Annotated in this window: 10 protein-coding genes; 8 read left to right on the forward strand and 2 right to left on the reverse strand. The window is 63.7% G+C overall.

Annotation, left to right across the window (positions count from 1 at the left end):
* Positions 1-694 (reverse strand): integrase catalytic domain-containing protein (locus A2J02_RS15355; RefSeq protein WP_231911467.1); only part of this gene is annotated, 694 nt, incomplete at its 3' end.
* 934 nt (positions 695-1628) lie between these two features.
* Here A2J02_RS15355 and A2J02_RS15360 point away from each other — a divergent pair.
* The 8 genes from A2J02_RS15360 to A2J02_RS15395 all read left to right on the forward strand — a co-directional run bounded on the left by A2J02_RS15360 (position 1629) and on the right by A2J02_RS15395 (position 8292).
* Complete coding sequence (locus A2J02_RS15360; RefSeq protein WP_082899519.1) at positions 1629-3785, forward strand: MMPL family transporter; 2157 nt, start codon at positions 1629-1631, stop codon at positions 3783-3785.
* Positions 3786-3812: 27 nt separating this feature from the next.
* A complete protein-coding gene (locus A2J02_RS15365) occupies positions 3813-4064 on the forward strand; it encodes a YgaP-like transmembrane domain (RefSeq protein ID WP_032374049.1) in 252 nt (83 codons plus the stop codon).
* Positions 4065-4106: 42 nt separating this feature from the next.
* On the forward strand, positions 4107-4526 hold the full coding sequence (locus A2J02_RS15370) for a DUF302 domain-containing protein (RefSeq protein WP_032374050.1): 420 nt from the start codon (positions 4107-4109) through the stop codon (positions 4524-4526).
* Positions 4526-5299, forward strand: a complete 774-nt coding sequence (locus A2J02_RS15375) for a sulfite exporter TauE/SafE family protein (protein ID WP_032374051.1) — start codon at positions 4526-4528, stop codon at positions 5297-5299. Before A2J02_RS15370 ends, A2J02_RS15375 begins: the two co-directional genes overlap by 1 nt.
* A gap of 79 nt (positions 5300-5378) precedes the next feature.
* Positions 5379-5648 carry a metal-sensitive transcriptional regulator gene (locus tag A2J02_RS15380; RefSeq protein ID WP_027494148.1) on the forward strand — a complete coding sequence of 90 codons (270 nt, stop codon included), beginning with the start codon at positions 5379-5381 and terminating at the stop codon, positions 5646-5648.
* Positions 5649-5704: 56 nt separating this feature from the next.
* Complete coding sequence (locus tag A2J02_RS15385) at positions 5705-7066, forward strand: MBL fold metallo-hydrolase (protein WP_032374052.1); 1362 nt, start codon at positions 5705-5707, stop codon at positions 7064-7066.
* 73 nt (positions 7067-7139) lie between these two features.
* Positions 7140-7562 (forward strand): DUF6153 family protein, encoded by a 423-nt coding sequence (locus A2J02_RS15390; protein ID WP_027494146.1) that lies wholly within the window; start codon positions 7140-7142, stop codon positions 7560-7562.
* An 85-nt stretch (positions 7563-7647) separates the two neighbouring features.
* A complete protein-coding gene (locus A2J02_RS15395; RefSeq protein ID WP_008720034.1) occupies positions 7648-8292 on the forward strand; it encodes a DUF305 domain-containing protein in 645 nt (214 codons plus the stop codon).
* Between the two features lie 106 nt (positions 8293-8398).
* On the opposite strand, the gene A2J02_RS15400 is transcribed toward A2J02_RS15395, so the two are convergent.
* The coding region (locus tag A2J02_RS15400) for an HAD-IC family P-type ATPase (RefSeq protein ID WP_156516235.1) at positions 8399-8847 on the reverse strand (449 nt) is incomplete at its 5' end.

Here is an 8847-nt window from a genome sequence, read left to right on the forward strand (position 1 = left end):
GCGTTGGGTTCGAGAACGTGGTGCCGGGGAGTTCGTGGACCTGGGTCATGACGGTGCCAATGATGCGTTCGACGATCCCGCCGTAATGCGGCCTGCCGGGTGGGCGGTAGCCGAGGTCGATTCCGTGTTGTTCGCAACCGCGCCGTAGCGCTTCACTTTTGAACTCGGAGGCGTTGTCGACATACAAGGCGCGCGGCTTTCCGGCCATCGGCCACCGCACATCCGCGCCGAGGCCCAAAGCGTCGATCCATACGCTCTTGTCCGAGCACACCCGGCCCAGACACAACCCGACCGACACTGCGGACGGAGGATCGAGTGTGACCACGAAGCCCGGCACGCAGCGGCTGAAGACATCGATAGCAATCGTGAGATATGGACGTCCAATCGGCACCCGGTCGTATTCATCGACGATCATCAGATCGACCACGGTGTGATCAATCTGGACTTGCTGGAGAACCGCCGTCACCGGCGGCGGGACATCGCCCGCGGACTGCCGCGATCGGGCGGCGTCCGGTCCGCCACGTGACCGTGCGACGCGGCCCGGGTGCATCGCTGCGATCCGCGCGGTGACTGTGTTGCGGGCTGGGATAGGGAATCCCGCACGGTGACAGGCCAGCGCGATACGTCGATGCAGTGCTGCGACACTGAGCTTCTGGCGAGCCAGAAACTCGCGGTTGATGTGCTCGGCGATCACTTCTTCCACCTCGGTCGGCATCCGAGAGCGGCCGCGCCCGCCTACAGGAGCGGAGACCAACAGATCTGTGACCGCCCCTCCCCCATTCCGGAGCTTGGACAACAGCACGTACACACGCCGGGGCGAGACCCCCAACTGCTGCGCTGCATCCTCCACCACTGCGGTACCGATCGAGGATCGATCCACTAGTTCGCTGAGCACTGCGAACCGTGACCGTGCCTGCTCCCACTGCTCCGCCGACGCGGTCAGCACACCAGTCTCGGCGACATCGAACTTGTCCGCGTCCATCGCAGCCTCCGAACGCCCGGCCTGCGTGACCGACCGATTGTGCAGTCCACTTCTGCACTCAGAATGTCAGAAGACGACTGCAATCGGAGGTAAAACCCCAGGAATTTATGACGCCCACTTCTGAAACTGACATCACTCGTGTCAGTTTCAGAAGTCAGCTGCACTTGTTCAGAAGTGGGTGTCATACAGCCACTGTTAAAGGTAGACCTGTAGTCCGTCTCGAGCAGTCGCGGTCTTCCTACACGAAATGCGAACGTTCCCCTTTCGCCCGCGGCGGTGAACCTTCCCATTCATCACCCTCGCATCGATGATTTATACCCCTAGGGGTACTTGTATACCCCCCTAGGTATATGCAACAGTAGGTACACCCCGCCAGGAAGGATTGCCATGTGCTACCCCGTCGCATGCCCGACATGCGGTAAGACCACCTGGGCCGGCTGCGGGCGCCACATCGACAGCGTCATGAAGAATGTCCCACGGCCGCAGCAGTGCACCTGCTCGTCGAGCGAGGCACCCGATCCAGCTAGGCGCACCGGCTTTTTTCACTCCCTGTTTCATCGCTGACACCTCACCTTTAAGTCTTCGAGGAAGCTTTTGGGCCTTCGTGGCCTTGTCATATACCCCCACCCGTATTTAGGAGAATGCTATGTCCGTTCCCGCTACCGCGGCGGCTACCGACCGACACGACCGTGACCGGCCACCTGCACCTGGCGCACTCGGCCGCCTGGGGAGCGCGATGGTCACGCGTCGCCGCTGGGTGTTCGGTATCTGGCTGATCACCCTAATCGCCCTTGGATCAGCTGCACCAACGGTGTTTTCGTCGTTGGCCGGGGCCGGCTGGCAGGCCAACGGATCCGAATCCGTCCAGGTACGCGAACTCGCCCAGCAGCATTTCGGCGGCAACTCCTCTGCAGCAGTGCAGGTCGTCGTTCACTCCGACACCGCCTCGATCGACGACCCGGCGATGCAGCAGACACTCACCGACGTCGCGGCTGTGTTCGACAGCGACACCCGCTTCGGCGAGATCGTCGCCCCCCAGCCGGGCATGACCATCAGCCCCGACCGTCACACCGGCATCCTCATCGCCGGCGCAGACGCGAGTACCGACGACATGGTCAAAGCCGTCGACGAGGTCAAAGGCGAGCTGACCGCACTGTCCGGTGACGGCATCGAGGTCTACCCCACCGGGTCGTCAGCACTGTGGTCGGACTTCAACAAAGCCAACCACGACGCGATGATCCAGGCCGAATTGTTCTCCTGGCCGGTCACTTTGGCGATCATGGTGCTCGCGTTCGGCTCTCTCGTCGCCGCGGGTCTGCCGCTGCTACTCACCGTCGCCGGCCTGGTCGCATCCGCAGGCGGACTTGTTCTGCTCAACGGCGTCACGCCGATCTCGGGGTGGGCGATGAACTTCGCGATGATGTTCGCCCTCGCCCTCGGAATCGACTACGCCCTGTTCATCGTCGCCAGGTTCCGCGACGCACTGCGCAACGCCGATCCACGGGCTGCGGTCGCCGAAACCATGGACACCGCAGGCAAAGCCGTGGTCCTATCCGGTCTGACGGTCCTGGTAAGCCTCTCGGCCGTCCTGCTCGTTCCCGCACCGGCGGTGCGCACCATGGCCGTCGGCATCATGCTCGCTGTCACGTTCGTGCTGATCGCCACCATGACCCTGCTCCCCGCAACCCTGGGTGCACTCGGACCCAAGGTCAACGCCGCATCCTTGCCCTACGCCAAGCGCCAGCAGCACCGCTCCCCGAAATTCGCAGCCTGGGGCGAACTACTCCACAAGCACCCCTGGCCGTTCGCTCTGGTCTCCGTCGGCATCCTCATCGCGCTGGCTCTTCCGGTCCTCGGACTGAAAGTGGCAATGCCCTCGATCTCCGTCGTCCCAGAAGACGCACCGGTTCGGCAGGGCTACGAACTCGTCCAGGCCCAGTTCGGTGACGGCGCGCCCGGCGCACTGCAGATCGTCGTGCCAGCGTCGGATGCGGCCGCGACCGCCACCGCAGCCACTACCGTCGACGGAATCTCGATGGTCACCCCGCCTCAACCTGCGTCCGATGGCTCGAACTATTCACTGCTGCAAGCACTTCCCACCGTGGACCCTTCGGACGAGAGAATGGGCGCCATCCTCGGTGACCTGCGCGCACAGCTGCCGGAGTCGGCGTTGGTCGGCGGTGCGCCGGCGGAGAACCTCGATCTGCAGCAAGCACTGAACGACTACCTACCGCTGGTGATCGGCATCATTTTGGCGCTCGGTTTCATCCTGCTGCTCGTTGCGCTCCAAGCACCGCTGATCGCGATCCTCGGCACCGCCGTCAGTCTGCTCTCGACCGCCGCAGCGTTCGGGGTCGCGAAGCTGATCTTCCAGGACGGGCACGGTGCGTCACTGCTCGGCTTCACCCCACAAGGATTCCTCGACGGCTGGGGTCCGGTGTTCTTCTTCGCGATGATCTTCGCCATCGCCATGGACTACACCGTGTTCCTCCTCGCCACCGCGAAAGAGCACTACGAGAAGACCGGAGACCCGAAAGCCGCTCAGGTCGACGGGCTCGCGCACTCCGGCCGGGTCATCTTCGCCGCCGCCGCGGTCATGGTCGCAGTGTTCTTCACCTTCGCACTCTCCGATCCGCTCCCACCGAAAGAAATGGGCATCATCCTCGGTGTCGCAGTACTGCTCGACGCCTTCCTGATCAGACTGATCCTGCTGCCGGTCCTGCTGCGTCTGACCGGGCACGCCGCATGGTGGTCACCGGCTTGGCTACGCAAGGTGCTGCCGTCGATCAGCTTCTCGCACTGACACCCCACCGCACCGAAAGGAGCACTCATGACCGACCCCAACACCACCCACTCGTCCGCGTTCGCGGGATGGCCGATCGAACGTATCGTCCCCGCCCTCGCTGCCGGTGTCACCGCCACCGGCCTGGCCCTCGGCGAACTCCACGCACCGCAGTGGCGACTGCTCAGCGCGTTCGCTGCCGCGAACCTCGCCCTCTACGCAGCGGTCGGATGGTGCCCGGCCAGCGCACTCCTCACCAGGGTGGGCGTGCCGAGTATTCGCCGTCCCCGAATCGGGTAGGCACACATCACCGCAGTTCTACGACCGAAAGGAACTTCCCTCATGAACATCGCACTCTCGACCACCCTGACCGACACCGACTTCCACACCGCAGTCGACGCCGTCAAAGCCTCCCTCGCAGATCAGGGCTTCGGTGTTCTCACCGAAATCGACATGCAGGCCACGCTGAAGGCCAAACTCGACGAGGACATGGAGCAGTACCTCATCCTCGGTGCCTGCAATCCCACCCTCGCGCACCGCGCCGTCGGAGTCATGCGCCAGATCGGCTTGCTGCTGCCGTGCAATGTCGTCGTCCGCGCCGACACCGCCACACCCGGATCGGTCATCGTCGAAGCAATGAACCCCGACATCATGGTCCAAGCCACCGGCGAACCTGCACTCTCCGACGTCGCCGCAGAGGCCACCACCAAGCTCCAGGCCGCCATCGACGCACTCGGTGGCCAGGACACAGCCCACAGCTGATGACCCTGACGCTGGCCCTGGTCCTCGGCGTCGCCGTCGGCATCCTGCTCGGCCTCCTCGGCGGCGGCGGGTCAATCCTCGCCGTCCCGGTTCTTGTCTACGCCCTCGGAATGGACCTGTCGGAGGCGATACCGACATCGTTGCTGGTGATCGGTGTCGCCTCGGCGACCGGGGCCATCCCCAAGGTGCGGGCGAAGCTCGTCGAATGGCGACTGGCTGCGATTTTCGCCGCCACCGGTATCGTCGGCACCCTGGTCGGCAGCACCCTGGGCAAGCATCTGCCCGAGGCCGCAGTGATGATCGGCTTCGCGATCGTCATGATCATCGCCGGGGCGCGGATGCTGCGCAGCACCGACGATGTCGGAACTGCCTGCAAGACAGGAAATTCCGGGATCGACTGGCGACGATGCGCACCACGGTCCATACCGACCGGGTTCGGTGTCGGTGTTCTCACCGGACTGTTCGGCGTCGGCGGAGGATTTCTGATCATCCCCGCTCTGGTGCTGCTGCTGGGAATCGAGATGAGTGTCGCTGTCGGAACGTCGCTGGTGGTCATCGTCGCCAACTCCGCCGCCGGACTGATCGCTCAGGCCGACGGGCTCGGCGGAAACTGGGCACTGACAGCCACGTTCGCCGGTGCTGCGATCGCAGGCTCGCTGGTCGCCGGAAAACTGAGCACACGCATCGACACCGACAAGCTGCGAACGTGGTTCGCCTACCTGGTGTTCGCCGTCGCAGGCTACGTACTTGTCGACACCCTCGTTCTGTCATGACCGACTGCACACACCGAACCGATGCCCCCGGGGGTAATCTGGAACGACTACCACCATCACACACCCTCAGGAGACCGCAATGATCGGCGACGAAGACAGCATCGCATTGGTACTCAACCGTCTGCGCCGCGCACACGGCCAACTCGCCGGGGTGATCGGCATGATCGAGAACGGACGCGACTGCAAAGACGTCGTCACTCAACTCGCCGCCGTCTCCCGCGCCCTCGACAAAGCCGGATTCAAGATCGTCGCCACCGGCCTCCGCGAATGCATGACCGGCGACACCGCAGACAACAAAGAACCCATGACCGAAGCAGAACTGGAAAAACTCTTCCTCGCACTGGCCTGAACGACACATTTCACGTCAGAAACGAGGCCGACCCGACAACACCGTAGGAGTACCCCATGAGCACGACCGATCCAGATATCGCCATCATCGAAACCTCGAGCCTGGGCGACCGCAGCTATCTCATCAGCCACGACGGCGTTGCAGTGGTGATCGATCCCCAACGTGACATCGACCGCGTCCTGGCACTGGCCGCGGAGAAGAACGCCACCATCACCCACGTACTCGAAACCCACATCCACAACGACTACGTCACCGGCGGACTTGAGCTTGCACGCGCCACCGGAGCCGAATACGTTGTCCCCGAGGGAGACCCGGTCGAATACGAACGGCGCGCAGTGGGGGACGGCGATGTCGTCGACGCGGGATCGGCGACGTTTCAGGTCATGCACACCCCTGGCCATACCCATCATCACGTCAGCTACGTACTGCAACTCGGAGACGAACCGATCGCGATCTTCACCGGTGGCTCGATGCTCTACGGATCGACCGGCCGCACCGACCTGCTCGGCTCCGAGCACACCGACGAGCTCACCCACGCTCAGTTCCATTCGGTCCGTCGAATCGCCGCCGAACTGCCCGCTGATGTCGAGGTCTACCCCACCCACGGATTCGGTAGCTTCTGCTCCGCCACACCCACCAGCGGCGACTCGTCGACCATCGGTGAACAGCAACAGTCCAACCCTGCGCTGACGCAGGACGAGCAGACGTACGTCGACGAATTGATCGCAGGATTGTCGGCCTACCCCGCGTACTACGCCCACATGGGCGTCATCAACACCGAAGGTCCGGCCCCGATCGATCTGTCCACCCCAGAGCCCGTCGACCCCGACGAACTACGCAGGCGCATCGACGACGGCCAGTGGGTCGTCGACCTCCGCGCACGAACTGCCTTCGCAGCCGGGCATCTCGACGGTTCCCTCGGCTTCGAGCTGTCGACGACATTCGTCACCTACCTCGGCTGGCTCTACCAGTGGGGTGCGCCGCTGACCTTGATCGGCGACACATCCGATCAAATCGACGAGGCCACAAGGGAGTTGGCACGTATCGGCATCGACCACCCCTCCGGCTCCGCTGTCGGAGAGATTCATTCGCTCGCCAGCGACGGGCGCGTACGGTCCTACGAAGTGTCCGACTTCGCCGGACTCGCCGCAGAGGACTCGGACATTGCAGTGCTCGACACCCGTCAACAGTCCGAATACGCGGACGGCCACATCCCCGGTGCGATCAACATTCCCCTCCACGAACTGCCGCACCGACTCGCAGAAGTTCCCGACGGCAAAGTGTGGGTGCACTGCGCCTCCGGCTATCGCGCCTCGATCGCGGCCTCACTACTCGACCGGGAACATCGCAGCGTGGTGCTCATCGACGACGACTACAACCGCGCAACAGATCTCGGACTCGACACCTCGAAGACATGACGAAATGCTTCGACGACCGAACGCGACGAGACAGGCGTACCCCCAGGGGGTATATGTTGGTATCATCGGCCGCATGCACTCAGTGAATCGGCACGGTCGACGGGGCACAGCTCCGACGGCAGCTTTACTGATTGCACTGACGGTGTTCGGTGTCCTGTTGATGCATTCGGTGACACCGATGTCGATGCCCGTGACCGGCTCGATGTCCACATCGATGAGCGGCGGCCATGCCTCGTTCGCAGCACCGTCCCACACGGACGCCACGGTTCCGGTGATGACCGGGGAACATGACTGCCCGTCGGGGCACCAGATGATGCATCCCTGCGTCGGCACGACGGTGTCGTGGCCCGCGCTGACGGTCCCGGCGATGAGCGCAGCCCTCGACCTGGCGCCGACATCGGTGAACCGGATCATTGGACGGGCCGACTCCACGCTTGAGCGTGCGCCGCCGTGGACGTTATGGGAGTTGGACAGATCGGTGACCTTGCGAGTGTGACAGGGAGCCCGGCAGACGCGTGTCTGTCGGCGGATCGAACGACATCCAATTCTCTGCACTACCCACTCTTGCAAGGAGTTTCCTCATGCGTACCAAAGTCATTGCCTCGATCGCTGCTGCCGCCGCGAGCGCGTTCCTCGTCGTCGGCTGTAGCGACAACGCGGCCGATTCGTCGATGGACGGCCATGCGATGGGATCGATGTCCTCGGCACCGATGTCCTCGGCCCAAGCAAGCGCGTCCGCAGAGTTCAACGATGCCGACGTGATGTTCGCGCAGATGATGTACCCGCATCACGCCCAAGCAGTCGAGATGGCCGACATGGCGAACGGCCGCACCGACAACCCGGAGGTGCTGTCGCTGGCATCGGCGATCGCCGCCGCGCAACAGCCCGAGATGGACCAGATGACCACCTGGCTCACCGAGTGGGGCCAGCCCATGCCCGACATGGACAGGGGTGACATGGGTGACATGGGTGACATGGGCGGGATGGACCACAGCTCCGGCAGCGGCATGATGACCGCTCAGGACATGGACGCGTTGATGGCAGCGTCGGGACCGGAATTCGACCGCCAGTGGTTGACGATGATGATCGCCCACCACACCGGCGCCATCGAGATGGCCAACACCGAAATCGCAGACGGTTCCAATCCTGACGCCCTGGAGATGGCCCGCACCATCGTCGCCACCCAGCAGCAGGAAATCGACACCATGCAGCGGCTGCTCGGCTGACCCGGCCCGCTATAGACAACGATGGCCGCATCCTCTCCGGCGGAGAAGGTGCGGCCATCAACGTTCCACAATTGTCAGGGCTGCGTTCCCGGTACGAGATCAGCTCTCACAGTGACGGTGTGCGCTGCGACGGAGGGTTGGAACTCCCCTCGTTCACCGCTCCGGTGATGGTGTCGGGTGTGAGGTCGAGTCGACGCAGTAATTGTGCGTTCGCAGCGACGATGATCGTCGACAGCGACATCAGGATCGCGCCGATCGACATCGGCAGCACGAACCCGACCGGCGCGAGCACTCCTGCCGCGAGCGGAACCGAGATGAGGTTGTATCCCGCTGCCCACCAGAGGTTTTGCTTCATCTTTCGGTACGAGGCGCGCGAGAGTTCGATCACCGACAACACCGACCTCGGGTCGTCGCTGGCGAGGATCACTCCGGCCGATGCGATTGCGACGTCGGTGCCGGCCCCGATCGCGATACCGACATCGGCCTGCGCCAGAGCCGGGGCGTCGTTGACTCCGTCGCCGACCATCGCCACCGTACGGCCTTCGCTCTGGAGTT

Source organism: Rhodococcus sp. EPR-147 (genome assembly GCF_001647185.1).
Taxonomy (GTDB): Bacteria; Actinomycetota; Actinomycetes; order Mycobacteriales; family Mycobacteriaceae; genus Rhodococcoides.

Bases quoted from the DNA above. Each gene is read 5' to 3' on its own strand.
- A2J02_RS15375 (WP_032374051.1), top strand. From the start codon at position 4,526: ATGACCCTGACGCTGGCCCTGGTCCTCGGCGTCGCCGTCGGCATCCTG.
- A2J02_RS15390 (WP_027494146.1), top strand. From the start codon at position 7,140: ATGCACTCAGTGAATCGGCACGGTCGACGGGGCACAGCTCCGACGGCA.
- A2J02_RS15370 (WP_032374050.1), top strand. From the start codon at position 4,107: ATGAACATCGCACTCTCGACCACCCTGACCGACACCGACTTCCACACC.
- A2J02_RS15395 (WP_008720034.1), top strand. From the start codon at position 7,648: ATGCGTACCAAAGTCATTGCCTCGATCGCTGCTGCCGCCGCGAGCGCG.
- A2J02_RS15365 (WP_032374049.1), top strand. From the start codon at position 3,813: ATGACCGACCCCAACACCACCCACTCGTCCGCGTTCGCGGGATGGCCG.
- A2J02_RS15360 (WP_082899519.1), top strand. From the start codon at position 1,629: ATGTCCGTTCCCGCTACCGCGGCGGCTACCGACCGACACGACCGTGAC.
- A2J02_RS15380 (WP_027494148.1), top strand. From the start codon at position 5,379: ATGATCGGCGACGAAGACAGCATCGCATTGGTACTCAACCGTCTGCGC.
- A2J02_RS15385 (WP_032374052.1), top strand. From the start codon at position 5,705: ATGAGCACGACCGATCCAGATATCGCCATCATCGAAACCTCGAGCCTG.